This is a genomic window from Collinsella aerofaciens, assembly GCF_964283865.1.
In the GTDB taxonomy this organism is placed as follows: domain Bacteria; phylum Actinomycetota; class Coriobacteriia; order Coriobacteriales; family Coriobacteriaceae; genus Collinsella.
Window position 1 is genome coordinate 19026 of sequence record NZ_CAXYLS010000012.1, and the last position, 25104, is coordinate 44129.

Genomic DNA, 25104 nt, shown 5'->3' on the forward strand with positions numbered 1-25104 from the left:
GTGGGCTATCGGGATTCATGTGATGATTTGCGTGAGGTTCGTTGGGGCGTTTTGGGCGCTGGGCACATTTCGCATCGATTTGCATCGTCGCTCAAGAAGGTCGACGGGGCACGGCTGGTGGCTGCGGCCGGCCGCACTCCTGCACATGTCGAGGAATTTTGTCGAGCGTTTTCGATCGATGCTGCGCACAGTTATGTCACGGCTGACGATGGCGGCGATGCGGCTTATGATGCGCTGATTGCCGACCCCGATGTCGACGCAATCTACTTGGCTCTTCCGCATGGTATGCATACGCGTTGGGCCTGTCGCGCGCTGCGCGCCGGAAAGGCCGTGCTGTGCGAAAAGCCGGCCGTTTTGAGTGAGGAAGAGGCTCTCTCGATTGCCTCCGCCTCTCGCGAGTGCGGCGTGCTGTTTATGGAGGCGATGAAGAATCGGTTTTGCCCGATGCGCACTCGCGTGGAGGACTTGCTTGCGTCGGGCGAGCTCGGCTGTATCGTCTCGATCGAAAGCGTGCAAAAACTCGATTATGGTGAGTTCCCTTCGAGTTATCTGCTCGATCCGTTGCAGGGCGGCTGTCTATATGACATGGGCTGCTATGCGGTCGGGTGGTTTGAGGATTTGCTTGCGGGTGCGTGCGATGTTTCGTCTCGTGAAGTTCGCTGGCGTGACGTATCGGGCGGCCGCGTGGATTGGGCCGATGAGATTCATATGAGTGTCGGCGGTATACCCATTCATATGGTGTGCGACGGCAAAGCAGCATATGAAAGCCGCTTAACGATTGCCTGCGAACGGGGTTCGTTGGAAATCGAGCGCCTCCATCGCCCCGAGCTCGCCCATGTGAAGTACTCCGACGGTCGAGTGCTCGAAATCGACGCCCCATTTGAGGTCGATGATTTTTACGGCGAAGCTTCGCATGCGACTCAGCTCATCCGGGCGGGGAAACTCGAGAGTCCCGTCATGCCCCTTGCCGCCACACAGCGCTGCGCGCAGATCATCGATGCGATTTGCTTGACGCTCTAGGCTGCGGTGCTGCTGCTCAAGGGGGGGGCTCGGCGGACCGTGCCCCTGATGCCCCTTTTATATCTCGCGGTGGAATACGGTCTGTTTGCGCCAAAATAAGGCACCAATAGACCGTATTTCACCGCAACTGATGAGGGGGAGCTGGAGATGCTGACGATCGGGTGTCATCTTTCGACGACGAAGGGCTATCGGGCAATGGGGGAGACGGCGTTGTCCATTGGTGCCAATACCTTTGCGTTCTTTACGCGCAACCCGCGCGGTGGCAAGGCAAAAGACCTTGACATGGATGATGTGGCGGCCCTGCGCGAGCTTATGGAGCAAAACGATTTTGGCCCGCTTGTGGCTCATGCCCCGTATACCTATAACCCCTGTTCGGCTAAAGAGCGGGCGCGCGAGTTTGCCTTGGAGGCCATGGCCGAGGACTTGCAGCGTCTGGAAGCGCTGCCCGGCAACTACTACAACTTCCACCCCGGCGCGCATGTGGGGCAGGGGACTGATGCCGGCATTCAGATGATCGTCGACACCTTGTGTCAGGTGATGTTTGGGGGACAGCAGACGACGGTGCTGCTCGAGACCATGGCGGGCAAGGGTACCGAGGTGGGCCGTAGCTTTGAAGAGCTGGCGCGCATTATCGAGGGTGCTGCCGCCAGGCGTCCAGAGCTATCGGACAAGCTGGGCGTGTGTCTGGACACCTGCCATGTGAGCGATGCCGGCTACGACATCATCCATGATCTGGACGGCGTACTCGACGAGTTCGACCGCGTGGTGGGTATCGACCGCTTGCGTGCCGTACACATCAACGATTCGAAGAACCCCTGTGGTGCCCATAAAGATCGTCACGAGTGCATCGGCAAGGGATACCTTGGCAGCGAGGAGTTTGGCGGTGGTATGCAGGTTATGCAGATTATTGTATCGAATAGCCGTTTGCGTGCATTGCCGTTCATTTTGGAGACGCCGAACGAACTTGCAGGTTATGCAGCTGAAATCAAACTTTTAAGGTCGTTACAGCAGTAACGACTGTCACAAAGTGGAGTGTTCCATTCACGTTATGTGATTGTTTCAATCAGTTTTCTAATTGCAGATTCGCACTTACAGGTGCATAATAACCAACAGTTTTTGCAGACCTCTGAATCAAATGGGGTCACTGGAAGGAGACTGATTATGAAGCTCAAGAAGCTTGGCGCATTTGCCGCCACGGGTGCTATGGCGCTCGCCCTTGCTCTGACGGGCTGCGGTTCGTCCAACGCCACCTCTGGTTCTGATGCCGGTTCCAGCAGCTCTGACGACGCTAAGGTCGAGAAGGTCGACGGCTCCAAGGAGTACGCGCTCGTCAAGGACGGCACGCTGACCGTCGGCACCTCTGCCGAGTACGCGCCGTTTGAGTACAAGGATGACAACGGCGACTACCAGGGCTTTGACCTTGAGCTCATCAAGGCTATCGGTGACAAGCTGGGCCTGGATGTCGAGTACGTCAACAATGACTTTGACACGCTGGTTCCGGGTGTCGCTTCGGGCGCCAAGTACGACGTCTCCATCGCGGCTATCACCGACACGCCCGAGCGTGAGAAGGAAGTCACTTTCTCCGATTCCTACTACATGGACGATCAGGCTATCGTGACCAAGGTCGATAACACCGACATCACGGCCGACAACTACAGCGAGAAGCTCAACAACGCCGACGCTACCATCATCGTTCAGTCTGGCTCGACCGCCGAGTCTTTTGCCCAGGAGAACTTCCCCAAGGCCAAGATCGTCCCCTACAAGGACGCTACCGAGTGCTTCAGCGCCCTGCAGTCCGATAAGGGCGACGCCGTAGTCACCAACCGCTCCGTTGCCAGCCAGCTGACCGCCGAGCAGTTCAACACCTGCCGGACCATTAAGCAGATCAGCACCGGCGAGGAGTACGCCATCGCCATCAACCAGGGTAACACCAAGCTCAAGGAAGACATCAACCAGGCCATCAAGGACCTGACCGACGACGGTACCATTGACGCCCTCATGGCTAAGTACAACATCAAGTAAAATAGCTACTTGATTGCTCGCGGGCCCTTTCCGTTTTGGCGGAGAGGGCCTTTGCGCTTCTCTTGACGGAGAGTATTTCCGTCTCGTTTTGCCGGCAACTTCTACGATAGGAGCCACCTTGTCTCGACTGAACAAAGGGGCCGTGGAGCAGCGTTTTCCACTGCCCGCCTTGCTCCAAAAGCTAGCCTGCGCCATGGCCGTGGCGCTCGCGCTGGTGTGCGCAGGGGCATATGCGCCCACGACCGCCCAGGCGCTTGAGACCGCAAAGATTACCGCCCGACCCAACACTGGTTCGGGCAGCGCTGTGGTCGGCGGTACCGAGACGCGCATTACCTGGGAGGTCCAGGCCGATGCCGACGAGGAGCTGAGCGGTCTTTCGCTGACGTTTGTCGACGGCACGACGTTTGGTACCGATGACACGCGATTGACGATGCTCTCGGGCGAGGACCTCATGGATCGTACGCCCATGAAGCCCACGTGCAAGGCTGACGGCCAGACGCTCAAGATCGACTTTGGCGAGACGGCGCCTGCCGGCGGCTTTTTCCGTGTCGAGGTTTACGGCGTGACCTTCCCCGTCGAGGGCGGCGATGAGGCCTTTAGCGGCACCTGCACTTTGGCCGATGGCTCGACCAAGAAGATCTCCAAGATTCCGTCGGTGGAGATCAAGGGCGTGACGGCATTCGATAACTTCCTGGCCGATCTTAAGGAGCAGCCGTGGGTCGAGGCCTGGAACTCCAATATGTTCCTGCGCCTGTTCTTAAACCCAGTCATTTTGGTCCAAAGCCTGCCGATCGTCTTTAAGGGCTTCCTTATGTCGCTCTCGATCGTGCTTGTGGCGTTTCCGCTGGCAATTCCCTTTGGCTTTGCCTTGTCGCTCATGCGCATCTCCAAGTCGCGCATCCTGCGCTGCCTCGCCGGCATCTATGTGAATATCATCCGCGGTACGCCGGCGTTCCTGCAGATCTATATCGCGTTCTTCGGTCTGCCGTTGGCCGGCGTCAAGGTTGATGACTACGTGCTTGGCGTTATCGTCATGGCCATGAACTCGTCTGCGTACCTATGCGAGATCTTCCGTGCCGGTATTCAATCGATCCCCAAGGGCCAAAACGAGGCTGCGCGTTCGCTGGGCATGAACGCGTTCCAGACGCTGCTCTATGTCATGATTCCGCAGACGTTCCGTAATGTTTTGCCTACGCTGACCAGCGAGTTTATCTTGCTTTACAAGGATACGTCGCTGCTTGCCGCCGTGGGTGTGGTCGAGATCGTCATGAACGCCCGTACCATCGTGGCCACGACGGGCTCCATTACACCGTACGTGGTTGCCGCCCTGTTCTATCTGGTCATCACCCTGCCGCTCGCTCGCTTGGTGAGCGGTCTTGAGGCGAGGCTTTTGGGCACGGCCGAGACCAAGAAGAAGCGTCCCGCCAAGAGCGCCGGACAGGTTGTCGCGACGCCCGCCGATCACATCGCCGGTCTGTAAGGAGGTCCTATCATGAGCGAAACCAATAACTCGAACGAGGTCGTCGTCAGCATCAAGAACCTCCAGAAGGCCTTTGGGGACAACGTGGTCCTGCGCGATATCGATCTGGATGTGCACAAGGGTGAGGTCGTTGTAGTCTTGGGCCCCTCAGGCTCGGGCAAGTCGACGATGCTTCGCTGCATCAATCGCCTGGAGCATCCCACGAGCGGCTCGATTGTCGTCGAGGGCGTGGATGTGTGTGCCAAGGGCGTCGACCTCAACAAAGTGCGCACGCACCTGGGCATGGTGTTTCAGCAGTTCAACCTGTTCCCGCACCTGTCGGTCAAAAAGAACGTCATGCTTGCGCAGCAAAAGGTGCTCAAGCGCAGCAAGGAAGAGGCCGAGAAGATCGCCGTCGAGGAGCTGACCAAGGTCGGCCTGGCCGAGCGCATCGACTTTATGCCGAGCCAGCTCTCGGGCGGCCAGCAGCAGCGCGTGGCCATCGCCCGCGCCCTGTCGATGAACCCGCACGTGATGCTCTTTGACGAGGCCACCTCGGCGCTCGACCCTGAGCTCGTGCGCGACGTTCTGGGCGTCATGCGCGACCTGGCGCACGACGGTATGACCATGATCGTCGTGACGCACGAGATGGGCTTTGCCCGCGATGTCGCCGACCGCGTCGTCTTTATGGACGGCGGCGTCATTGTGGAAGAGGGTACGCCGAGCGAGGTCTTCGACCACCCCAAGAGCGAGCGCACCAAGGCGTTCTTGGGCAATATCTCGTAGCCGCTTTGCAAAGCTATCCTTACGGAAAGCGGGGGCTGGATTGATTCCAGCCTCCGCTTTTGTAGGGTGCAGTCGTGTTTTGAGATGGGCCCGATTCGATGAGGCGCGTGGCGCTGCTAGGCCAGCTCGGCTCCGAGGGCCTTGCAGGCCGCCTCGCCCTCATCGTCGGGCGCATCGTAGCAAATGACGGAGTCCACGACGTTGACGCCGGCCTCGTCGGCGTCGGCCTTCCAGTTGTCCATCCACTCGCCCTCGGCCCACGAATAGGAGCCAAAGAGGACGACCTTCTTGTCGCCGAGGGTCTCCTTGACCTCATCCCACATAGGCTGAAACTCGTCATACTCAAGCTCCTCGGAGCCCATGGCGGGGCAGCCGAAGGCGAAGGCATCATATTCGGCGGCCTTGTCGGCGGAGAAGTCGGCGCAGGAGATAGCCTCTGCCTCGGCTCCGGCTGACGTCGCGCCCTCGGCGACGAAGTTGGCCATGGCTTCGGTGTTACCCGTACCGCTCCAATAGACGACGGCAATCTTGCTCATGTTGAGTCCTTTCGGTTGTGCGGCACGCGGCCGCGGTTTATACGTTCTATCGGGTTGCCTGGGCAAGTTGTGCCAGGCTGTAGCCCTGCTGATAGACATAGGTGAGGTATTGCGTGCAGGCGCGATAGGAGTCGAAGGTCGTGAGCGCCTGCTCGACATTCGTGTAGACCTTCCAGGCGCCAAAGACCTTGTAGTTTTCGCCATGCTGGACGATAAACTGATGCACGTCTTCGTAGGGATAGCCCAAAAAGTAGCCAATTTCGTGGGGGAACTCGCAGGTGCAACCCTTATCGCAAGGCCTATCTTGGGCGAGTGCGCAAAGGCTGTCGCCATAAGCGCTTTCTGCGGCATTGCTGCTGGCCTGCGTGATACGCGCGGCGAGATGCACGAGGGATGAGAGCAGGTCGCGGATATCGTAGCCTTCGGCGGCGAGCGCGCTTGCGGCTCGGGGGTCGGATAGGTAGTGCATGAGGTCCGCGGGGCAGTATGCGTAGACGAGCGCCCCACAAGGTCGCCAGACCAAAACGCTCAAGTGGATGCCGAGCGGATCGAGCTCGTGATTGCACTGAGCGATAACGTTGAGCAGACGCGTTCGACGATCTTCGATTGCCGCGGTTGCGCTCGAGCCATCTTGACGGGCGTAGACGCCGGGATAGGTAAAGAGCGAAGCGGGCTTGATGCCCGCGAGCGTGGGGGAGCAGTTGCGCACGAGTGCCGCCTGAAACGTCGGGATATCAATGGTCCGAGTCACGTCGCTCCTTTCGAGTCCTCACTTGTTAACCTAGGAAAACTTATACACGAAAGTAAGCCTAGGTCAACTAAAAAGTAAGAAAAGGGAAACTAATTGATCGAACGGACATGGTTTTGGGTTAAGATGGGGACACCCCATGGGGGTATCTAGATAGGGCTACTTGAAAGGGGAACGCATGAGTGACTTGCTCAACCCTGCGAATCTCATCGTGCTGGCCGTCATTGCCGTCGGCATGTTTTTTGGACTGCGTCGCATTGCCGCTTCGACACACGGGAAGAGTTGTTGCAGCGATGGCGCGAGCGGTAAGAAGGCCAAGAAGGTAGTGGTTGCGGATACCGATCTGTCCCACTACCCCTATAGCGATGAGCTGCTCATCGGCGGTATGAGCTGCGATGGCTGCGCTCAGAATGTGGCCAATGCCCTCAATGCACTGGATGGCGTGTGGGCAACGGTGACGTATGCGGACCACACGGCACGCGTGCGCTCTAAGCAGCCGATCGATCGCGGTGCTCTCGTGGCGGCCGTGAAGGACGCGGGTTACTACGTCATGACGCTGTAAGCGCCGCCTTGGATGCATTTCCTTGTCTAGGCTCGTCCGCGCAGTTTGATGTCTAGAATGTCATCGAAATCGATGGCGATGTCTTTGAGCTTGAGGAGCTTGAAGGCAGGGAGTGCCTCGTCGAGGATGCCGGTGCGGGAGCGATAGCCGTACGTATCGTAATAGGTCACGCGGAGCAGGTCTCCGCGCTTGAGGCCCTCGAGTTTTTTTGAAAGCTCGAGGGCTTTTTCTTCCGTGAGTTCGCATTTGGGCTCGACAGTGATTTCTTGCTTGCGTACGAGCTCGTAGTATCCCGTGAGGGCGGCAAAGGGCATAAACTGCGCGGCACGGCCGGCGCGAACGGCGCCGTTAGCGGTGAGCTTGGGGTCGGCGGAGCGACGTCTTCCCTCGGGGTCCGCCAATCGTTCAAAGGCGGTGGGCGGGCGCATGGGTTGCTTGGGTTTAGGCACGATGTCCTCCTACCTGATCGTTGCGTTCGCGTGCGGTGGCGCCGGCGGTAAAGCTTAGTCCTTTGACCAGGGCGTTCTTGCCATACTTGCCTTTTACGGCCAGCACGGCGCGCGCCAGATCGCGTTCGCGCTCATCGGCCTCGACATCGCTGAACAGATCGACGGTAGCGAATTCCTCGGGCATAAGATTGCCAAAGCCCAGGTTGATGCGCTTGACCGGTCGTTTGGGGTCGACAGTCTGCGCCCAGAGCTCATCGAAATAGCTCATGATCTTCTTAAACGAATTGGTGCGCTCGGGCAGCTTTCGCGAGGCGTTGGAGTGCGCGAAGAGTGCGGCATAGCCACCGCGCGGTTTGCCGCCGTGTCCTCCCACAAAGATGCCATCGATTGCCTGCGCTTCGCGCACCAGGCGGCGCCGTTCGTCATCGCGCTGGACGGGCTTGGGCGCACGGGGCGCGAGTTCGGGGCCGGCGGTCGCAGTAGGCTCGATACTTGACGTGCTCGAGCGCAGGTGTCCGCATCCGTCTACATATTGCGCCGTGCCGCTGGCGTCGAGCCGGCGTATGTCGGCTCGCTCGCTCGCGTAGCCCACGAAGAGCGAGATGCTGTCACACACCACGTGCTTATCGACCAAGTCCAGCACGGCGTTGTCGACCATCTCGCGCAAGACGGTGTAGGCCTGCTCGTAGGCATAGCCCTTCGAGAGCACCTGTCCTGTGGTGGTTGAGGTTGCCTGCGGGCGATACGCTTGGATATCGGCGATGGTTGTCGGCTCGCGCCCGAAGGCGTGGTCGATGAGATATTCGGCATTGACGCCGAGCTCGTCGTAAAGCAGGTTTTCGTCGAGCGCCGCGACGCCCATCAGATCGTAGACGCCGTATTTCTCGAGGCGGGCTGCCACGCCGGGACCGATGCCCCAGATATCGGTGATGGGACGATGGGGCCAGATCTCCTTGCGAAAGGTCTCGTCGTCGAGTATGCCGATACGGCTGGGTACGTGCTTGGCGGTAATGTCGAGCGCTACCTTGGCCTGGAATAGGTTGGGGCCGATGCCGACCGTCGCCGTGATGCCGGTGCGCGCGAGGACCTCGTCGCGCAGCGTGCAGGCGAACCCTTCCGCATCTGTGTGATAGAGGTCCAGATAGGGCGTCACGTCGATAAAGCATTCATCGATTGAATAGACGTGAATGTCTTGCGGACTTACGTATTCCAGATAGATGCCGTAGATTTGCGCCGACACCTCCATATAGTGCTGCATGCGCGGTACGGCCGTGATGTAGTCGATGCCATCGGGAATCTCGAATAGGCGGCAGCGATTGTGAATCCCTAAGTCCTTCATGGCCTGCGTGATGGCGAGGCAGATGGTCGTGCGCCCGCGCGATTCGTCGGCAACGACCAGGTTGGTGGTGAGCGGATCGAGCCCACGGTCGACGCACTCGACGCTGGCATAAAACGTCTTGAGGTCGATGCAGATATAGGTGTGCTGCTCGTGCGCCATCCGTGTCCTTTCATCAAACACATGTTCTTATCGAATACCTGTTCGATAATACCCGCTCGTCCGGACGTCGTCAAAACCTGTCAAAAAGGGACTGGTTTGTTTTGGTAGGTATGGTCGTGCGGTTTGATCGGGTTTTAACGCAGCTCTAAAGAGTGCGAAACAGCTCGGAAAACCTCGCTTCGTAGCATGAGCCTAACGATTGATACCGCCTATACGCACGGAAGGGTTGTGGAAAAGATGGTCAATTATGGGTTTGGTATGCCGACGCGCCTTGTTGCGGATGGAGACGTGGCTCGCTGGTGCGGACGATTGGTCGCTCACTATGGTGGCACCAAGGCGCTGGTCGTGTTGGGCGGTGACAAACATACGCACGATGAGCTCGTCTCGGCGGCGCTCGGCTCGCTTGATCGAGCTCTGCTCGAACGCGTGCTTTTTCGCTGCGGCTTGGTCGGGGGCGATGGGGGAGACGATTTGGTCGATGAGGCCGTAGCCCTGGCGACCGACGAAGGCGTGGACTTTGTCCTGGCGATTGGCGATGCCGATACTGCCGGCTTTGCGCGCGAGCTCGCGCGTCGCATGGCGGCGCTCGATGCCGGCGAAGACGGCTTTGTGCCTTATGGATGCATTGTCTCGGAGGGCAAGGTGCCTGCTGTCGTGGGCACCGGCGAGGTTCCCGTTTTTGCCATTATCGCGCCCGAACTGCTGGAGGGCATCGGGTCTCCTCTGCGTGAGTTACTCGGTAGCGTCTGCGCCGCGGCCTAATATTTGCCATAAAAGGACGGGTTATTTTTGGTTGGTAAAGCGTTTGACCTGCCAAAATAAGCCTGTCCCTTTTTGATCGGTTGCCGTTTGGGGGCCGATTGGCAACGCTCGCTGATTGTAGTCTTGACCTGCGCTAGAATAGTGGCATCTGAATGTCCGGGCGCATGGAGGCGTGCGCCCGTATGCTGAGGAGGACTCTATGGCAACTGTTGCCGCACCTATCGATGCTACGTCGACTGCCGCTTGGAAGGCACTCGAGGCTCATCAGGAGAAGCTCGAGGCCGATGGTATCGACCTCAAGGCCTGGTTCGCTGCCGATGCCGAGCGCGTGAACAAGCTGAGCTTTGACGCCGGTGACCTGCACTTCGATCTGTCGAAGAACCTGGTGACCGATGAGACCGTCAAGCTGCTGTGCGATCTTGCCCGCGAGGTGAAGCTCGAGGAGCGCCGCGACGCCATGTTCTCCGGCGAGCACATTAACACCACCGAGGACCGCGCCGTCCTGCACACCGCGCTTCGCCGCCCCGCAACCGAGAGGGGCCAGCTCATCGTCGACGGCCAGGATGTCGTCGCCGACGTGCACGAGGTCCTCGACCGCATGTATGCCTTCGCCGAGCGCGTGCGCTCCGGTGAGTGGAAGGGCGTTACCGGCAAGAAGATCGAGCACCTGGTGTCCATCGGCATCGGCGGCTCCGATCTGGGCCCGGTCATGGCTTACGAGGCTCTGCGTCCCTATGCCGACGCCGGTATCGACTGCCGCTATATCTCCAACATCGACCCCAACGACCAGGCCGAGAAGCTTAAGGGCCTGGATCCCGAGACCACGCTCGTGATCATCGTCTCCAAGACCTTCACCACGCTCGAGACCCTCACCAACGCCCGCGAGGTCAAGACCTGGATGCTCGAGCAGCTCAAGGCCCAGGGCGCCATCGACGGCTCCGATGAGCAGAACGCCGAGGCCGTGGCCAAGCACTTCGTCGCCGTTTCCACCGCACTCGAGAAGGTCGAGGCCTTCGGCATCGACCCCGCCAACGCTTTTGGTTTCTGGAACTGGGTCGGCGGCCGCTACTCTGTCGACTCCGCCGTGGGCCTGTCGCTGATCGTCGTGCTCGGCCCCGAGCGCTTCCAGCAGTTCCTTGAGGGCTTCCACGCCATCGACGAGTACTTCTGCAACACCCCGCTCGAGAACAACGCCGTCGCGCTGATGGGCCTGCTCAACGTCTGGTACGTCAACTTCTTCGGTTCCAAGAGCCACGCCGTGCTGCCGTACTGCCAGTATCTGCACCGCTTCCCGGCCTACCTGCAACAGCTCACCATGGAGTCCAACGGCAAGCACGTCCGCTGGGACGGCAGCGCTGTGACCTCCGATACCGGTGAGATCTTCTGGGGCGAGCCCGGTACCAACGGTCAGCACGCCTTCTACCAGCTGCTGCACCAGGGCACCGTGGTGGTCCCGGCCGACTTTATCGCTTTCGCCAACACTGCCAACCCCGCAACCGACAGCGGCCAGGACGTCCACGAGCTGTTCCTGGGCAACTTCCTGGCCCAGACCAAGGCGCTCGCCTTTGGTAAGACGGCCGACGAGGTTCGTGCCGAGGGCACGCCCGAGCAGATCGTCCCGGCCCGCTGCTTTGAGGGCAACCGTCCGACGACCTCGATCTTCGGCGACACGCTGACCCCGTTCGCACTCGGCGAGCTCATCGCCCTGTACGAGCACATCACGTTTGTCGAGGGCACGGTCTGGGGCATCGACTCCTACGACCAGTGGGGCGTCGAGCTGGGCAAGCAGCTTGCCAAGCAGATCACCCCGGCCTTCCACGACGACGCCGCCAAGGCCGAGCAGGACGCTTCGACCCAGGCGCTCATCGAGTTCTATCGCGCTCATCGCAAGTAGTCTTTACGGCTGAGTTGGCTTATGGCTGAAAGGGGCCCGTATCCGTTGGGATACGGGCCCCTTGCTATTTGGATAGGATGGAATGTATCGGGAGGCGCCTCGACGGGCATCGCAATCGTCGAAGGCGCGCCGTTCATGTTTGGGACAATATGACATTTTTCCCGTTGCAAACAGCGCCGCCGTGGGTGTTCTGTATGATGGCTCAGACAAGGTTGTTCAATGACAGGGAGGCATATATGGCAATCAAAGCCATCGCAATGGATATCGACGGTACGCTCACCAACGATCAAAAGGTCATCAGCCCGCGTACGCGCGAGAAGCTGCTCGCGACGCAGGAGTCGGGCATTAAGCTCATCTTGGCTTCGGGCCGTCCCGCATGGGGGTTGCACGCCTTGGCGCAGGAGCTCGACCTTCAAAACCATGACGGTCTGCTAGTTGCCTTTAATGGCGCGCATGTGGTCGACGCTCAGACCGATGAGGTCCTTTTTGACCAGGCCATGCCGGCTGACGAGCTGCACCGTCTGATTGATCATCTGCGCAATTTCGACGTGATCCCTATGATTTCGCTCGGTCGCGATTTGCACGTCGAGGACTCGTACCATTGCATGATCACGCTGCCTGACGGCTTGCAGAAGAATATCGTCAAGTATGAGCGCGATGCGTGCGATCTTAAGATTCGCGAGGTCGAGAGCTTGCATGAGGTCGTGGACACTTATCCCGTGGACAAGCTGCTGACGGCGGGTGATCCGACCTACCTGCAGGCGCATTACGAGGAGATGTATGCGCCCTTTACCCAGACGCTTTCGGGCATGTTTACGGCCGACTGGTACTTTGAGTACACGGCGCCCGGTATCGACAAAGCCCGTGCGCTCGAGGGTGCCCTGCCCAAGCTCGGTATCGATGCCAGCGAGGTCGTCTCGTTTGGCGACGGCCAGAACGACAAGTCCATGATTGAGTGGGCCGGCACCGGTGTTGCCATGGGCAACGCCGTCGATGAGGTTAAGGCAGTTGCCCAGATGGTAACCGCCAATAACAACGAAGACGGTATTGCAGTGGCGCTGGATAAGCTGCTGGGTTAGAATCGCCGATTAATGCATGGTTTGGGCGCCTGCTTGCGGGCGCCCTTTTGTTAGGGAGGGTGCCGTGTCCGCATTTCCGTTCGACGCCGTTATCTTTGACATGGACGGTGTCATTGTCGATACCGAGTATTACTACCTGGGCGAGACTGCCGCGTTTGCCAAGGAGCTTGGGCTTAACCTGACTCAAGAGGAGTTGAATGGGCAAGTCGGTACCTCGCATCAGTTCTTCCTGCATATGCTGGTCGATTGGTTTGAGCGCGCCGGTAAGGGGCATTTCACTGGCGAGGAAGCGTTGGCCCGTTGGGACGAGTGGGCGCATAAGCGTCCGCGCGACTATCAGGCTTTGATTAACCCAGGCGCTGTGGATACGATTCGAGAGCTGCCGCGCCGTGGCGTTCGCGTGGCGCTTGCCAGCTCGTCTCCCATGGATAGCATCGAGGAAGTGCTCAACGCGTGCGGGCTGTCGGATGCCTTTGAGTATGTGGTGAGCGGCGAGCAGTTTAAGGAGAGTAAGCCCGAGCCCGACATCTACCTGCATGCGCTGGACCTGCTGGGGCTGCCCGCGAATCGCTGCTGCTGCGTTGAGGATTCGGTGCCTGGCATCACTGCCGGCAAGCGCGCCGGTCTGACAGTCATCGCCAAGCGCGAGGAGCGCTTTGGCTTTAGTCAGGACGCCGCGGATAAGATTATCGATCAGCTGCCGGACCTGCTGGAACTCGCGTAAGAGCGCGTTAGTTGCGCGTTTTTCGGGTCCGATGAGTAAATACCCGACATTTTGGTGCGACACCTAGCATACTTTAAGCTAATGCGGGCTTAAGGACTTGTTGAATGCCCTTAAGCCCGTTTTAGACGTAATTGCGCTGGGAGAGGGTATATGCCACCGACTGAAGGGCTAACTGACGGTAAAGCAGCGATACCGCTGTACCAACAGGTCATTGATATCATTAAAAACGAAATCAACTCCGGTGCCTACAAGGCAGGTGCGCGGATACCCAACGAATTCGAATTGGCTGAGAGCTATAAAGTTGGCCGCGTTACCGTGCGACGCGCTATTGAGGAGCTCGTCCAACAGGGCTATCTAACGAAGCGACAGGGGAAAGGCACGTTTGTCAATGCCCCCAAGCTCAAGCGCAAGATTCGCCAGAAGGATGACGTCCAGAGTTTTTCGGACGCATGCCGCGCTAACGGAATGGAACCGGGGGCGTGTGTCATTTCGAGAAAGATACTGCCGGCGGATTCCACCGAAGCACAGTTCTTTGGTGTTCCCGTTGGAACTGACTTGATTTGCGTTGAGCGCGTGCGTACTGCCGATGGCGTCCCTGTCATGCTTGAGAACAACATATACGTTTACGAGGACAACGCCTATCTATCAACGGCGCCTCTATCTAACCAATCCATTTTTGAGTTCGTGCGCAACCGGACGGGGCGGACGCCTGCGTTTACCGACCCGTGCACGCTCGAGATCGCGTGCGCATCGCCCGAGGTCGCTCGGTTGCTGGCGGTTCCCGTTGGCGAACCCTTGTTTTATATGGAAGCCTTCTTCTTTGATGAGCAGCGGCGGCCGTTTATCATCGGTCGTCAGCGGATCGTTGGGTCTCGCTACGTTTTTGACATCTAGGACATTGCGAATGGAGACGCCCGGTGGATCATCTCACCGGGCGTTTCCATACCGTTCACGGCGCAAACGCAACCGTTCAACCGCGTTGCGGCAATCAGTTTGAAATTATCTTGATGACGAGAAAAGCTGCTGGTAATCTATAGAACGTCATAGAACGTTTGCCTTGTGCAAGCGTTGAAGCGAGATGCGATGCAGTCTCGAGTTCTTTGGAGGTATCTATGTCAGATACGAAGGCGAAGAAGACAAACAGACGTTTTAAGTTCAAATTACCGCATGTCTATACGATCATGTTCTTGCTGATCGTTGTCTTTGCGGTCCTGACTTGGATCGTTCCCTCTGGTCAGTATCAGCGCAAGACAATTTCGACAGCGGCGGGCGAGCGTGAAGTCGCCGTTGCTGGAACCTATGAACAGGTCGATAAGAACTACACCGATTCCGAGACCGGCGAGACCATCAATCTGGGTCAAGATATCTTCGCGGTCCTGCAAGCGCCCACTAAGGGCATCCAGGAGGCTGCCGACGTCGTTGCGTTCGTCTTATTGATTGGCGGGTCGTTCGCAATCATCACCAAGACCAACGCTTTGAATGCCGGCATGAGCCGTGTGATTAAAAAGCTCAAGAACAAGGACATCCTCATCATTCCCATCACGATGACGTTGCTGTCCATTTGCGGCACCACGTTTGGTATGTCTGAGGAAGCCCTGCCGTTCTATGCCATCTTCATTCCCATCATGATGGGTATCGGTTATGACTCGATGACGGCATTCATCATCTGCTTCCTTGGTCCTAACCTGGGATATTGTGCTTCGACCATCGACCCGTTTAATGTTTTGATCGCCCAAGGCATCATTGGCATCGAGGGCAATCCGCAACTGTGGCTGCGCGCCGTTTCTTGGGTCATCTTCACTGCCGTTGGTATCGCATGGGCCATGCGCTACGCCATGCGCGTCAAGAAAAACCCCGAGTCGTCCATTACGTACGAGGACGATAAACTCAAGCGTATCGAGTTTTCCGTGACCGATGCCTCCATCGAGGAAGAGTTCACTACCCGTCAGAAGCTCGTGCTTATCGATTTTGCTTGCGGTATGGGCATTATCGTCTGGGGTCTTGTTACCCAGGGTTGGTACATGAATGAGATTTCCGCCGTGTTCCTTGGCATGGGCTTGCTTGCCGGTATCCTGGGCGGTCTTGACCAGCAGACGATTGCCGAGGAGTTCGTTAAAGGTCTCGCCGACTTTGCGTACGCCGCCATCGTTATCGGTATCGCTCGCGGTATTCTGGTCATCGCCGAGGGCGGCATGATCATCGACACCATCCTCCAGGCGCTCGCTACTGCGCTTGCCGGTGCACCCGCCGCCGTCTACACCACGTTTATGTATATCGTCCTTGGCCTGCTCTCTTTGCTGGTTCCCTCGAGTTCTGGCCTGGCGGCACTCACCATGCCCGTTATGGGCCCCCTGACCGAGCTCATGGGCCTCAATCCCGAGGCGGCCGTTACCGCGCTCCAGTTTGCCAACCAGACCATCAACACCATCAGTCCCGTGGCGGGCATGACGGTTGCCGGCCTTGGCGTGGCTAAGATTTCGTTTGGCCAATGGTGGAAGACCATTTGGAAGTTCTTCATCTTCATGGTCGTGTTTGGCTTGGTCATTACTGCCATTTCTGGCATGCTTCCGGCGTAGGTGATTATAATGTCCGATCGTTTGACGGTCCTGACGTCTAAGAGCATCTTTACCGGTACGGGGGACCTGCCGTTTGAAGGTTTCGTAGCGGTCCGTGACAATCGAATTGAGGCGGTTGGCACCAAGTGTGAGGTAGCTTCGTATTTGACCCAGGCGGACGAGGTAGTTGACCTGGGCGACCGCACCGTCATGCCTGGCCTGATCGATGTACATACCTTCTATACAGGCTGGGCGCTGCGGACGTTGGGGTCTGATCTGTCCGGCATCACTGATGCCAAAGAGGCCGTGTCGCTCTTGCGTGCATGGAAAGAAGATCATTCGGATTGCGCGGCGGCTTTTGGCCACAACCTGCCCGAAACGTTGGCATCGGATGCCGAGAACGCAAATACGGCAGCTATGTTTGACGATTGTTTTGGCGATATCCCTGTCGTCTGCTTTACACCGGGTGCGGAGACCTGCGTTCTCAATGCTGCCGCCAGTGCGCGATACGGCTTCACACCCCAGGCGTGCTATGCCGAGAAGATCTGGCGCATGATGAGCGATTTCCTCGCGCTGCCCGAGGTACGTGCGGGGTATTCGGACTACATGAGCATGCTTAACGAGCGCGGCGTTACCGCCATCAAGGAGATGGCGTTTGATGACTACTACGGTTTTGCCGACGAAATGGCTCGCCGTGAGGAATCTGGTGAGCTGACGGTTCGCGTCTCTATGATGTCGCAGCCGGTGGGTGCCGGTGCAAATCTGTCATATGCTCGCGAGGCACGAGAGCGCTTCCGGGGTCCGTTCGTTCGTTTTTCTGGCTTCAACCGTATGACCGATCGAGGCGTATGGGCGGGGCTTGCCGAGATGATTGACCCCTATGAGGACACGGCCGATGCGGGCGCTGCCGGCAAGACGGTTGTCGAGGAGCCCGAGTGGGATCTGATTGAGAACGAGCTGCGCGCAATTGATGCTGACGGCTTCCGATATTCCTTGCATTGCCAGGGCGATGGCGCCGTTCGTCGCACCGTGGCGCTCTATGCCTCGCTGCCTCGAGACGAGCATGGACGGTTGCTTCGCCGCCATGCGATTACCGATCTCGAGAACTCTGATCCGACCGATCTTGTCGAGTTTGGCAAGTTAGGTGGAATTTGCGAGGTCTATCCGCAGATTTTGACGCTGGACCGGCGCGAGGATTGCCTGTCGATGATGCGTCGACAAATTGGCGAGACGCGACTTTTGCACAGCTGGAATCGCCGCGGCATGGAAGATTCCGGATGCACGGTGTGCTGTGGTACGGATTTGCCGCTGCTGATTCCGAGCCTGGGCGAGTCAATCTACAGCGCGTGCGGCGGATACTTCGACGATGGACTGCCCGTGAATGAGGCCAACGCGCTGACACTTGTCGAGCTCTTGCGCGCTTGGACTGCCGGGGGCGCGTACGATCTGATGCGCGAAGACGAACTGGGTACGCTCGAGGTCGGCAAGCTTGCCGATATCTGCGTGCTCGATCGGGATGTGTTCGACCTCGATTATCGCGACGCACGCGATCTTTCGGTTGATATGACGATGTCGGACGGACAAATCGTGTTCGATCGAAATAAGGAGGCATAAGATGTCTGAATCCAAACCGACGCTGCGCCGCGAACAGATTGCGGGCATGAATATCCACTACATCATGTGGTCGCTCGATTACTTCCTTGATGTGCAGCAGCGTTTGGGCTTTGAGTCCATTGAGCTGTGGTGTGCAGAGCCGCATGTGACGCTCGACCATACGGGCTACTTTGAGGCTGAGGTCCTGGCGAAAAAGGCTGCAGACCGTGGGCTTAGGTATCGTACTCTGTGCCCCGAGAATGTTGTCTATCCTTGGCAGTACTGCGCACGCAAACCGCTGCATGAACAGCGCAGCCTGGCGTACTTTAAGCACGGCATTGAGCTTGCCGAGGTACTTGGGTGCGACCGTATGTCCGTCAACTCGGGCTGGGGCGACTGGGACGAGGACCGCGAGGAAGCCTGGAAGCGCAGCCGCGAGCACTTGTCCATTCTGGCGGAGTATGCCGGCGAGCACGGTCTGGTGCTTACGATGGAAAGCCTGCGTCCCGAGGAGAGCAACCTTGTGACGACGGTTTCCGATGCGAAGCGCATGATTGACGAGGTCGCGAGCCCGTACTTGCAGCCCATGGTTGATACAACCGCGATGGGCGTTGCGGGCGAGACGCTCGAGGACTGGTTTGCCGCCTTTGGTGATGGGGCAATTCACGAGATGCACTTTATCGACGGCGACCCGTATGGCCATCTGGTGTGGGGCGATGGCAAGCACGATATGGACGCCTTCGTCGCCACACTCAACGCCCATGGTTTCGACGGCATGCTGGGCCAGGAAATCACGGACGGTCGTTACTACGATGACCCCGCGGCGGCAGATGCCAAGAACATGGCCGCATTCGAGAAATATCTGATTGACTAAAACAACTATCGGCCACGCAGCCAACGTCATTGATTGCGGACTAAACAAGAAAGGAACTGGATATGAACGCACACGATCTGATCAAAGAGGCAATTGCCGAGAAGGGCAAGTTCGACAGCGTCTACTGGATTGCTTGCGGTGGCTCCATGATCGATTTGATCCCGGCTCATGAGCTTCTGCAGCGCGAGGCAACCACCTTCACTTCGTATATCTATACGGCTCGCGAGTTTGATATCATGCGTCCGCGCCGCTTGGGTGAGAAATCCCTGGTTATTGCCTGCAGCCACAGTGGCAACACCCCCGAGGTCGTCGAGGGCTGTGAGATCGCCCTTGCCGCCGGCGCTACGGTGATCGCCCAGACCGACAACGCTGGATCCAAGATTGACTCCGGCAAGTGGACCACGTGGGTCTACCCGTGGGGCGAGGGTGTGCCGCAGGCCGAGGTCCCCGCTGGCATTTCGCTGTCGCTTGCGGCAGAGCTGCTCGATCAGCAGGAGGGCTACGCCGATCTTGCCGATATGTATGCCGGTATCGCCGAGATGGATAAGATTCTTCCCCCGGCACGCGAGAAGGTAAATGCCGAGCTGGGCGATCGTTTTGCCAAGCTTTGCCAGGAGCATGAGTTCTTCTATATTCTGGGCAGCGGTCCCAACTTTAGCCAGACCTACGGTTTCGCTATCTGCTCTCTTATGGAGATGCAGTGGCAGCACTGCAGCTACATCCACTCCGCCGAGTACTTCCATGGCCCCTTCGAGGCTACTCAGGATGGCGTTTTTTACTTCCTGCAGATGGGCTCCAGCGAGTGCCGTGCTATGGACGAGCGCGCCCTGGCGTTCCTTAAGACGCATACCGATACGCTGATGGTGCTCGATGCCAAGGAGTACGGTATGGAAGCCGTGCCGGCGAGCGTCCGTGCCTATCTGGACCCGGTGCTGTTCTACGCCATGAACTGCGAGCTGCGTGCCGCACGCGGCAAGGTGTTTGACCATGATCCCGATTTCCGTCGCTACATGGGCGTCGTCGAGTACTAGAAGGGTAAATACCATGGCATTTAACGTTAACGCGCTCGGATTTGGCGACAACGTCGTCGATCGCTACGAGCATATCCACACCATGTATCCCGGCGGCAATGCGGTGAACTTCGCCGTTTATGCCAAGAAATGCGGTGCCGCACGCTCTGCATACATGGGCATTTTTGGCAATGACGCCGCTGCCGAGCATGTCATTGCAAGCCTCGAGGATGAGGGTATCGAACTTGACAAGTGCGAGCAGATGATTGGCGAGAACGGAGCGGCTCGCGTGACCGTCGTTGACGGTGACCGTGTCTTCCTCGGCTCCAACGAGGGCGGTGTCCGTGGCGATGCGCGCTATGTCCTCGATCGCTTTGACCTTTCGTACATGAAGCAGTTCGATGTGGTTCATTCGGGCAACTATTGCTTTACCGAGCGCGAGCTGCCCAAGTTGAAGGCTGCGGGCGTCACGGTCTCTTTTGACTTTTCGGACGACTCCACCGACGAGTACTACGAGCAGATTGCGCCCTACGTCGATTTTGCTTTCTTTAGTGCGGCGGATGCCGCGAGTGAGGACGAGATTCGCGAGCGTCTGGCATGGGTGAAGGGTCTGGGTCCGCGTTTCGTGTCGGCTACGGCGGGCGCCGAGGGCTGCATCGCTTACGACGGCGAGCGTTATTACCGCCAGCTGGCTAAACCGGTAACGGACATGAAGGACACCATGGGGGCGGGCGACTCGTTCCTCACCTCGTTTTTGATGTGCTATCTCGATTCCGCCAAGCGTGGTGAGGATGGCGCCGAGGCCATCGAGCGCGCGCTCGACTTTGCTGCCGGGTTTGCCTCGACCGTGTGCGGCATGGAAGGTTCTTGGGGCCACGGAGCACCAATCGTCGAATAGCTTAAGAAAGCGTACGGCGGTCTGGCTATGAGGCCTTGGGCAGCCGATGCAAAACAATAAGCGAAACGCGAAAAGGGGGCTCGCCATGTGGTGGGTCCCCTTTTGAACATTGGAGAAGAGTATGGGTATTAAAGCGTGTGCGGCTGGTTTTTGCTGTGCGGACGTCTATCAAAACATCGGCGTGTTCTATCCGACTGGTAATGGCATTGACTGGGGTATCCATCTTGCACGAATGGGCGTTTCGGTATCCGCCGTGTCGGTTGTCGGCAAGGACGAGTACGGAGACAAGATGAGAGAGGCGCTGGCCGCCGAGGGGTTCGATATCTCACATCTGCGGGTGGAGGATGGCGACACCTCGGTGATGCTCATGGCATTGAAAGACGGCGTCGATCGCGTGCATCTCGAGGCAATCGATGGCGTAATGGAGACATATCGACCGAATGAAGACGACCGGGCGTTTATCCTGGAGCATGACATCATTCATACCGACCTGTTTGGCAATTGTTTGGACCTCCTGCCCGAATGGCATGATGCGGGCAAGACGGTGGTTATGGACTTCTCGGTGTTCAGCCAGGATCCCGAATATGCATGTGAGGCTCATTTTCCTTACGTAGACTATGCGTTCATGTCGTTTGAAGAGGACACTCCGGAGCTACGAGACTGGGTACGCCACGTGCAGGGATTGGGACCGCGCGTTGCGGTTGCCACGCTTGGCGAGAAGGGAAGCATTGCCTATGACGGTGAGCGCTTCTATGAGTGCGGGATCGTACCGGCGGAGAAGGTCGTTAATACCGTGGGTGCCGGCGACTCGTATATTGCCGGGTTTACCAAGGGCGTGATCGATGGCCTTGATATTCCGGCGTGTATGAAGGCGGGCGCTGAGCTGTCGTCCCGAGTGATTGGTTCGTTTGAGCCGTACTAGGGTCAAATGCCTGGAAAGGAGTACGAAATGGTTATCGACATGTTGGTCCATCCCATGCTCTACGGCGAGATCTGTACGCCGGGTGATGAGCCTGATGGATTCGGTTTTTGGTCACGAGAATTTGGTATGGGGCATATGGGCCCCATGGATTGGGATGAGCTTCAAGTCGAGATGGACGTCTGCGATGTGCAGAAGAGCGTGCTCATGCCGCTCGATGTAACCACGGCATGCGGAGGGCACTTTGGCACCAATGACCAGATTGCCATGCTGGTTGCCGCACATCCCGATCGTCTGTGGGGATTTGCGAGCGTAGACCCGCAGGTGAGCGGTGCCGCAGACGAATTGGAGCGCGCCTTTACCGAGTTGGGGGCAAAGGGGCTTTGCCTGCATCCTGCAAAGCAGGGTTTTGCCCCCGATGATGCTGTGGCCGAGCCGCTTTACGAACTGTGCGAGCGCTATAACAAGCCGGTGGTTTTCCATGCCGGTATGTCTTGGGAGCCGGGCGCAGAGCTCTCGCGCAGTAACCCGCTTGCATTTGAGCACACAATCGCAACGCATCCAAATGTGCGTTTTAGTTTGACCCATTTTGGCTGGCCCTGGGTGCGCGAGACCGTGGCGATGCTGCTCAAGTATCCCAACTGCTACGCGGACACCTCTATCACTTACATCGATTCGCCCGAGGAGATGATGCAGCGTCTTTTCACGGTCGATATGGGGCCGCTGTGGTATGAGCGCGCGCTATCGCACCAAGTGATGTGCGCCAGCAATACGCCGCGCTTCCGTGCATTCAAACTCAAGCGGGCGCTCGATACCGTGCCCATGCGCGATGATGCGCGAGAAAGGCTCTACTGGGGTAATGCCCTGCGTTTTCTTGAAGGGGATGAGTGAACATGGTGACGCTCGAGACATTGAGCTATCTATCGACTGCTCCGGACCAGTTCATCGATATTACCGAGGACGTGCACGCTGCCATCGAGCGCAGCTCGGTGACCAATGGCTTGGCGGCGATTATTTTGTCGCATACGACCTGCGGAATCGTGGTAAACGAGGGGCTGCCCTGCGTGGAGACGGATCTTATGGAGACGCTTGATCGCATCGCCCCACTCGATGCCCCCTATGCGCATGCACACTTCCTGCCGAGCTATGGAGCCACCGGTAACAACTCCTGTGGGCATATCAAGAGCATGATTTGTGGAAACAGTTGCTTCTTTCCCGTCCAAGATGGCCACATCGTGTGCGGAGGTGCCCAGAACATCTATCTTGCGGAGTTTGACGGTCCGCAGAAGCGAAAAGTGTACGTCGAGGTGCTGGGGGAGTAACGTCCCTGCAATGACCCTAAGAAGGAGCACGTTATGTCGTTTCTAACCTCGATGTTCAAGACCGAAAAGCCGGTTATCGGAATGCTGCACCTGCGTCCTCTGCCGGGCGATCCACTGTATTACCCGGGCGGAAGCGTGTCGCAGGTCGTGGAAGCCGCCAAGCGCGATCTCGAGGCGTTGCAGCAGGGCGGTGTCGATGGCATTTTGATTACCAATGAGCTCTCGATGCCCTATGAGCAGCACGTTTCTCCCTCAACCCTTGCATCGATGGGCTATGTAATCGGGGCTCTGTCCCATGATCTGTCGACCCCTTGGGGAGCTGAGGCTATTTACGATGGTGATGCCACAATCGAGCTGTGCGCTGCCGTCGATGCGCAGTTCACGCGCTGCAATTTTTGCGGTGCCTGGGCCGGTGATCTCGGGCTGATTAACCGAGATTTCGCGCACACCATGCGTCGCAAGGCGGCGCTGCGCTTGGACGACCTCAAGCTTTTTCACTTCATCACGAGCGAGGGAGAGGTTTATCTCAACGACCGCACGACTGCGGACATTGCCGATTCGCTTCTCTTTAATTGCCTACCGGATGCGATGGTCATCGGCGGTTCGGCTGCCGGTCGTGGCGCTTCGGGCGAGCTTGCCGATGAGGTCCGTGAGCGTGTTGGCGAAGTGCCCGTGGTATGTGGCACCGGTTGTCGCGAAAATACCGTGGCTGACGTATTTGCTCACTACGATGGCGCGTTTGTCGGCACCTGCTTAAAGCGCGACGGAAAGCTGGATGCCCCGGTTGATGTTGAGCGGGTAGCTCGTTTTATGGCTGCCGCTCGTACGGCGCGAGGGGAGTAGGCACCTATGGCGCTCTATCTGGGTATTGATATTGGGACAAGCGCCTCTAAAGGCGTTTTAATCGATGATCGATGCAACATCGTTTGCCAAGCCTCTTGTGGACACGAGACGGACAACCCGTGTGATGGATGGTACCAGCATGATGCGGAGGCAGTTTGGTGGGGCGATTTTTGCCGCCTGTCGCGCGAGCTGGTGGCGCGATCGGGGGTTAACGCGGCACAGATCGGATGCGTGGGCCTTTCCGCATTGGGTTGCGACTGTGTGCCGGTCGATACCGAGTGCAACGCGCTGGCGCCCGCAATTTTGTACGGAGTCGATGCACGTTCGAAGCCGCAGATTGACGAGCTTCTTTCCGAATATGGGTCAGATCGCGCACGCGAGCTTTTCGGGCACGATCCCTGTTCGTCAGATATTGCTCCCAAGATCTTGTGGTTTAAGGAGAATATGCCCGAGGTGCACGAACGTGCTGCGAAGTTCCTGACGGCGTCATCGTTTCTGTGCGCGAAGTTGACGGGGCGTTTTACGGTGGACCGTTATTTGGCGGAGGATTTTCTTCCCCTATACGATCGCTACACTTGGAAGGTTGATGCTCGGGAATGTGCTCGTTTCTGCCGGCCTGACCAGATGGCGGAGGTAATGTCGGCTACCGATATTGCCGGGGTGATTACGCAGCGTGCGGCTGAGGCGACGGGGCTCGCGGCAGGGACGCCTGTCTTAGTGGGAACGGGCGACTCTGGTGCCGAGGCCATTTCGACGGGTGTATTCCGTCCCGGCGATATGATGGTTCAGTTGGGGAGTACGGCGTATTTCATCTACCTAGCTGATCATATGATCGATGATGCCCGTCTGTGGCCAGGGACGTTTATCATTCTCGGAACTTACGGGATCTGCGCGGGGACCAATACGGCGGGTGCGCTCACATCGTGGCTGCGCCAAGAGCTGTATCGCGACGCCGTAGAGGCCGAGGGCCACGGTGGCCCCGATGCATATTCGGTTATGGCGCATGATGCCGCCGACGTGGCGCCGGGTGCCGATGGGCTCCTGTGTCTGCCGTACTTTGCGGGGGAGCGTACTCCGCTCAACGATCCCGAGGCGCGTGGCGTCTTCTTTGGCTTGACCGGAAGGCATACGCGAGCCCATATGGTTCGCGCCGCCTTGGAAGGCATCGCGTATACCGTTGCATCCCATGTCGACATTATCGAGCGAGAGCATGGACTGCCAATTGGGCGCATTATGCTTGTCGGAGGTGGAACCAAGAATCCAGTTTGGATGCAGGCTATCGCCGACGTATGCGGGCGCGAGGTCTCGGTTGCCAAGGTTACGATGGGCGCATGCTTCGGCGATGCCATCATGGCAGCTCTCGCAGGAGGCGCCTATGCATCATGGGATGAGCTCGCTCAAGTCCTTGGCGTTGCGCAAACAATCGTGCCCGATATGGCTGCCCACGAGTTATATGCGTCGCGTCGTCATATCTTTGACGAATTGTATTCACGCAACCGTGATCTCATGCACGAATTGGTGTAATGCTGCCGAATTGTACTGCCTTCCAAA

General features: G+C 58.1%; 25 protein-coding genes. 21 read left to right on the top strand and 4 right to left on the bottom strand.

Features of this window, described 5'->3' with window-relative positions; genetic code table 11:
* The 5 genes from ACRX4W_RS07110 (at window position 1) to ACRX4W_RS07130 (ending at window position 5287) form a co-directional block, all read left to right on the top strand.
* Window positions 1-1020 (top strand): Gfo/Idh/MocA family protein, encoded by a 1020-nt coding sequence (locus ACRX4W_RS07110; RefSeq protein ID WP_432299809.1) that lies wholly within the window; start codon window positions 1-3, stop codon window positions 1018-1020.
* A gap of 147 nt (window positions 1021-1167) precedes the next feature.
* The gene (locus tag ACRX4W_RS07115) at window positions 1168-2034 is read left to right on the top strand and encodes a deoxyribonuclease IV (protein ID WP_117758558.1); all 867 of its coding nucleotides are present in this window, start codon (window positions 1168-1170) and stop codon (window positions 2032-2034) included.
* 147 nt (window positions 2035-2181) lie between these two features.
* Window positions 2182-3042 carry an ABC transporter substrate-binding protein gene (locus tag ACRX4W_RS07120; RefSeq protein WP_432299811.1) on the top strand — a complete coding sequence of 287 codons (861 nt, stop codon included), beginning with the start codon at window positions 2182-2184 and terminating at the stop codon, window positions 3040-3042.
* 118 nt (window positions 3043-3160) lie between these two features.
* Window positions 3161-4522 (top strand): amino acid ABC transporter permease, encoded by a 1362-nt coding sequence (locus ACRX4W_RS07125; protein ID WP_432299813.1) that lies wholly within the window; start codon window positions 3161-3163, stop codon window positions 4520-4522.
* 12 nt (window positions 4523-4534) lie between these two features.
* Window positions 4535-5287 (top strand): amino acid ABC transporter ATP-binding protein, encoded by a 753-nt coding sequence (locus ACRX4W_RS07130; protein ID WP_006234381.1) that lies wholly within the window; start codon window positions 4535-4537, stop codon window positions 5285-5287.
* 116 nt (window positions 5288-5403) lie between these two features.
* On the opposite strand, the gene ACRX4W_RS07135 is transcribed toward ACRX4W_RS07130, so the two are convergent.
* Both ACRX4W_RS07135 and ACRX4W_RS07140 read right to left on the bottom strand, forming a co-directional pair.
* Window positions 5404-5823: a flavodoxin gene (locus tag ACRX4W_RS07135; RefSeq protein WP_118226545.1), complete on the bottom strand. Its 420-nt coding sequence runs from the start codon at window positions 5821-5823 to the stop codon at window positions 5404-5406.
* Window positions 5824-5869: 46 nt separating this feature from the next.
* Entirely contained in the window at window positions 5870-6574 is a 705-nt protein-coding gene (locus ACRX4W_RS07140; protein WP_118226543.1) for a DUF3793 family protein, read from the bottom strand.
* 175 nt (window positions 6575-6749) lie between these two features.
* Between ACRX4W_RS07140 and ACRX4W_RS07145 the strand changes: the two genes are divergently transcribed.
* Window positions 6750-7133: a heavy-metal-associated domain-containing protein gene (locus ACRX4W_RS07145; protein ID WP_118226541.1), complete on the top strand. Its 384-nt coding sequence runs from the start codon at window positions 6750-6752 to the stop codon at window positions 7131-7133.
* A 26-nt stretch (window positions 7134-7159) separates the two neighbouring features.
* Here ACRX4W_RS07145 and ACRX4W_RS07150 read toward each other — a convergent pair whose 3' ends face one another.
* Window positions 7160-7582 (bottom strand): hypothetical protein, encoded by a 423-nt coding sequence (locus ACRX4W_RS07150; RefSeq protein WP_432299816.1) that lies wholly within the window; start codon window positions 7580-7582, stop codon window positions 7160-7162.
* Complete coding sequence (locus ACRX4W_RS07155) at window positions 7575-9080, bottom strand: Y-family DNA polymerase (protein ID WP_432299818.1); 1506 nt, start codon at window positions 9078-9080, stop codon at window positions 7575-7577. The genes ACRX4W_RS07150 and ACRX4W_RS07155 overlap by 8 nt, the downstream gene beginning before the upstream one ends.
* 258 nt (window positions 9081-9338) lie before the next feature.
* Here ACRX4W_RS07155 and ACRX4W_RS07160 point away from each other — a divergent pair, with 258 nt between their 5' ends.
* From ACRX4W_RS07160 to ACRX4W_RS07230, 15 genes are all read left to right on the top strand, one after another.
* Entirely contained in the window at window positions 9339-9842 is a 504-nt protein-coding gene (locus ACRX4W_RS07160) for an iron-containing alcohol dehydrogenase (protein ID WP_197032790.1), read from the top strand.
* 199 nt (window positions 9843-10041) lie between these two features.
* Window positions 10042-11736, top strand: coding sequence for a glucose-6-phosphate isomerase (pgi, locus tag ACRX4W_RS07165; protein WP_349076431.1), 1695 nt, complete (start codon window positions 10042-10044; stop codon window positions 11734-11736).
* A 236-nt stretch (window positions 11737-11972) separates the two neighbouring features.
* Window positions 11973-12815 carry a Cof-type HAD-IIB family hydrolase gene (locus ACRX4W_RS07170; protein WP_117803851.1) on the top strand — a complete coding sequence of 281 codons (843 nt, stop codon included), beginning with the start codon at window positions 11973-11975 and terminating at the stop codon, window positions 12813-12815.
* 64 nt (window positions 12816-12879) lie between these two features.
* Window positions 12880-13539 carry an HAD family hydrolase gene (locus ACRX4W_RS07175; RefSeq protein WP_311774750.1) on the top strand — a complete coding sequence of 220 codons (660 nt, stop codon included), beginning with the start codon at window positions 12880-12882 and terminating at the stop codon, window positions 13537-13539.
* 150 nt (window positions 13540-13689) lie between these two features.
* Complete coding sequence (locus ACRX4W_RS07180) at window positions 13690-14433, top strand: GntR family transcriptional regulator (RefSeq protein WP_161194586.1); 744 nt, start codon at window positions 13690-13692, stop codon at window positions 14431-14433.
* Between the two features lie 218 nt (window positions 14434-14651).
* Window positions 14652-16115 carry a YfcC family protein gene (locus ACRX4W_RS07185; RefSeq protein ID WP_432299822.1) on the top strand — a complete coding sequence of 488 codons (1464 nt, stop codon included), beginning with the start codon at window positions 14652-14654 and terminating at the stop codon, window positions 16113-16115.
* Window positions 16116-16124: 9 nt separating this feature from the next.
* Window positions 16125-17708, top strand: coding sequence for an amidohydrolase (locus ACRX4W_RS07190; RefSeq protein WP_432299824.1), 1584 nt, complete (start codon window positions 16125-16127; stop codon window positions 17706-17708).
* A 1-nt stretch (window position 17709) separates the two neighbouring features.
* Window positions 17710-18561, top strand: a complete 852-nt coding sequence (locus tag ACRX4W_RS07195) for a sugar phosphate isomerase/epimerase family protein (protein ID WP_117629752.1) — start codon at window positions 17710-17712, stop codon at window positions 18559-18561.
* A 62-nt stretch (window positions 18562-18623) separates the two neighbouring features.
* Window positions 18624-19592: an SIS domain-containing protein gene (locus ACRX4W_RS07200; RefSeq protein ID WP_022094440.1), complete on the top strand. Its 969-nt coding sequence runs from the start codon at window positions 18624-18626 to the stop codon at window positions 19590-19592.
* A gap of 13 nt (window positions 19593-19605) precedes the next feature.
* Complete coding sequence (locus ACRX4W_RS07205) at window positions 19606-20469, top strand: PfkB family carbohydrate kinase (protein ID WP_432299826.1); 864 nt, start codon at window positions 19606-19608, stop codon at window positions 20467-20469.
* Window positions 20470-20590: 121 nt separating this feature from the next.
* Window positions 20591-21391, top strand: a complete 801-nt coding sequence (gene frlD / locus ACRX4W_RS07210; RefSeq protein ID WP_118267283.1) for a fructoselysine 6-kinase — start codon at window positions 20591-20593, stop codon at window positions 21389-21391.
* 27 nt (window positions 21392-21418) lie between these two features.
* Window positions 21419-22279, top strand: coding sequence for an amidohydrolase family protein (locus ACRX4W_RS07215; RefSeq protein ID WP_432299828.1), 861 nt, complete (start codon window positions 21419-21421; stop codon window positions 22277-22279).
* A 2-nt stretch (window positions 22280-22281) separates the two neighbouring features.
* A complete protein-coding gene (locus ACRX4W_RS07220) occupies window positions 22282-22710 on the top strand; it encodes a secondary thiamine-phosphate synthase enzyme YjbQ (RefSeq protein WP_117735290.1) in 429 nt (142 codons plus the stop codon).
* Window positions 22711-22743: 33 nt separating this feature from the next.
* Window positions 22744-23553 carry a BtpA/SgcQ family protein gene (locus tag ACRX4W_RS07225; protein ID WP_117786628.1) on the top strand — a complete coding sequence of 270 codons (810 nt, stop codon included), beginning with the start codon at window positions 22744-22746 and terminating at the stop codon, window positions 23551-23553.
* Between the two features lie 6 nt (window positions 23554-23559).
* Window positions 23560-25077 carry an FGGY-family carbohydrate kinase gene (locus tag ACRX4W_RS07230; RefSeq protein WP_432299831.1) on the top strand — a complete coding sequence of 506 codons (1518 nt, stop codon included), beginning with the start codon at window positions 23560-23562 and terminating at the stop codon, window positions 25075-25077.
* The last annotated feature ends 27 nt before the right edge of the window (window positions 25078-25104 follow it).

What these genes read in the sequence shown, in the direction of transcription:
- ACRX4W_RS07120 (WP_432299811.1), top strand. Translation starts at nt 2,182, where the DNA reads ATGAAGCTCAAGAAGCTTGGCGCATTTGCCGCCACGGGTGCTATGGCG.
- frlD (WP_118267283.1), top strand. Translation starts at nt 20,591, where the DNA reads ATGGGTATTAAAGCGTGTGCGGCTGGTTTTTGCTGTGCGGACGTCTAT.
- ACRX4W_RS07115 (WP_117758558.1), top strand. Translation starts at nt 1,168, where the DNA reads ATGCTGACGATCGGGTGTCATCTTTCGACGACGAAGGGCTATCGGGCA.
- ACRX4W_RS07230 (WP_432299831.1), top strand. Translation starts at nt 23,560, where the DNA reads ATGGCGCTCTATCTGGGTATTGATATTGGGACAAGCGCCTCTAAAGGC.
- ACRX4W_RS07145 (WP_118226541.1), top strand. Translation starts at nt 6,750, where the DNA reads ATGAGTGACTTGCTCAACCCTGCGAATCTCATCGTGCTGGCCGTCATT.
- ACRX4W_RS07225 (WP_117786628.1), top strand. Translation starts at nt 22,744, where the DNA reads ATGTCGTTTCTAACCTCGATGTTCAAGACCGAAAAGCCGGTTATCGGA.
- ACRX4W_RS07155 (WP_432299818.1), bottom strand. Translation starts at nt 9,080, where the DNA reads ATGGCGCACGAGCAGCACACCTATATCTGCATCGACCTCAAGACGTTT.
- ACRX4W_RS07215 (WP_432299828.1), top strand. Translation starts at nt 21,419, where the DNA reads ATGGTTATCGACATGTTGGTCCATCCCATGCTCTACGGCGAGATCTGT.
- ACRX4W_RS07170 (WP_117803851.1), top strand. Translation starts at nt 11,973, where the DNA reads ATGGCAATCAAAGCCATCGCAATGGATATCGACGGTACGCTCACCAAC.
- ACRX4W_RS07160 (WP_197032790.1), top strand. Translation starts at nt 9,339, where the DNA reads ATGCCGACGCGCCTTGTTGCGGATGGAGACGTGGCTCGCTGGTGCGGA.
- ACRX4W_RS07205 (WP_432299826.1), top strand. Translation starts at nt 19,606, where the DNA reads ATGGCATTTAACGTTAACGCGCTCGGATTTGGCGACAACGTCGTCGAT.
- ACRX4W_RS07180 (WP_161194586.1), top strand. Translation starts at nt 13,690, where the DNA reads ATGCCACCGACTGAAGGGCTAACTGACGGTAAAGCAGCGATACCGCTG.
- ACRX4W_RS07130 (WP_006234381.1), top strand. Translation starts at nt 4,535, where the DNA reads ATGAGCGAAACCAATAACTCGAACGAGGTCGTCGTCAGCATCAAGAAC.
- ACRX4W_RS07200 (WP_022094440.1), top strand. Translation starts at nt 18,624, where the DNA reads ATGAACGCACACGATCTGATCAAAGAGGCAATTGCCGAGAAGGGCAAG.
- ACRX4W_RS07185 (WP_432299822.1), top strand. Translation starts at nt 14,652, where the DNA reads ATGTCAGATACGAAGGCGAAGAAGACAAACAGACGTTTTAAGTTCAAA.
- ACRX4W_RS07135 (WP_118226545.1), bottom strand. Translation starts at nt 5,823, where the DNA reads ATGAGCAAGATTGCCGTCGTCTATTGGAGCGGTACGGGTAACACCGAA.
- ACRX4W_RS07190 (WP_432299824.1), top strand. Translation starts at nt 16,125, where the DNA reads ATGTCCGATCGTTTGACGGTCCTGACGTCTAAGAGCATCTTTACCGGT.
- ACRX4W_RS07220 (WP_117735290.1), top strand. Translation starts at nt 22,282, where the DNA reads ATGGTGACGCTCGAGACATTGAGCTATCTATCGACTGCTCCGGACCAG.
- ACRX4W_RS07195 (WP_117629752.1), top strand. Translation starts at nt 17,710, where the DNA reads ATGTCTGAATCCAAACCGACGCTGCGCCGCGAACAGATTGCGGGCATG.
- pgi (WP_349076431.1), top strand. Translation starts at nt 10,042, where the DNA reads ATGGCAACTGTTGCCGCACCTATCGATGCTACGTCGACTGCCGCTTGG.